2 protein-coding genes are annotated in these 1,058 nt (G+C 38.4%); both read right to left on the bottom strand.

Translation table 11 applies throughout. From position 1 onward, the window contains the following. On the bottom strand, positions 1-381 hold a 381-nt coding region (locus JOY50_RS28495), incomplete at its 3' end, for a hypothetical protein (protein WP_243056167.1). Positions 382-481: 100 nt separating this feature from the next. Next, the gene (locus JOY50_RS29405) at positions 482-745 is read right to left on the bottom strand and encodes a hypothetical protein (RefSeq protein ID WP_404676914.1); all 264 of its coding nucleotides are present in this window, start codon (positions 743-745) and stop codon (positions 482-484) included. Positions 746-1,058: the final 313 nt, after the last annotated feature.

Below are 1,058 nucleotides of genomic sequence, written 5' to 3'. Positions count from 1 at the left end.
AGGTTCTGAGTTATTATCAGCCAACGTTCCAAGTGTAAACACCTGAGTTAAGATAGGATCTGACGGGGCAGTATTTCCTGTCGTAATGGATATCTTACAAACGGTCCCATTATACTTGCTCATTTCATTGCGACCAAAAAAAACAGAAGTCTTTCCCTTTATTTTTTTCAGATACTCACCCAGAGATTTATTTACCGCTTTAGGGTTGTCACTTAAATCCACAACTTTACCACCAACTAGATCTTCTAAATATTTTTTAATCTCAGCAGATGTGTTGGTTTCATATGTTGTAGATTTTGGAGCAAAAAAAACTTTAACGTCAGCAGATGCCTCACCAACACATAAAAAACATAAAAAACCAAAAGCCCAAAACCGCATCATAACCTTACCTCATAGAAGACATTAAATGCATTATTGTTAATAAGCTTAAAAAAAATCCTTGCTCCCATCTTAAATGGATGGGAGCAACAAATTTATACCACTACCGATTATAGCGCAACTGAACGTAGGTATCTTTATTCCTTTTGTCACCTCTTTGTTTTATTGTTCGATGACTCTCATCAGCTGCGGCATTCCAATCACCACGATTTACTGCATCATTAAACTTAACAAATTCCTTCTTAAGCTTTGGAACACCAAGGTTAAACCCCATATCTACCAATGCAGTTTTCCGTGGATCTGAGAAATCATTATAACCAGGGTAAAGACTGCGTAACCCAGTCTCTGTTGTTTGGACATCTTTAATACACTGCCCAATTACATCTGCATTTGAAAGATGAATGCTTTGCTGTTCTTTTGGGTTTTTCTTATAAGCATCGGCATGGTTCTAGCGAACAGATGTCACCGACAGAATATGAAAACCAGTATTATCAACGGCTCGGAAGTGTCTAGATTATCCGTGGCGATTCAATCCGGCGTGCGGTTTATTGCTTCAGGACAGTTATCCGGAGGCTGTTATTAGTTCTCTGCCACGCCAAACTAGTGTATACAAAAACATGTGTTTATATACAGTAGTTTGATACTACTCTTGACATGCCAGCTCTGTCAATATGCAGACG

Origin of the sequence: Pseudomonas sp. BP01 (assembly GCF_022760795.1) — a bacterium.
GTDB lineage: Bacteria > Pseudomonadota > Gammaproteobacteria > Pseudomonadales > Pseudomonadaceae > Aquipseudomonas > Aquipseudomonas putida_Q.
Note: the sequence above shows the minus strand (reverse complement) of the source record. Positions and strands in the feature narration are given on the sequence as shown.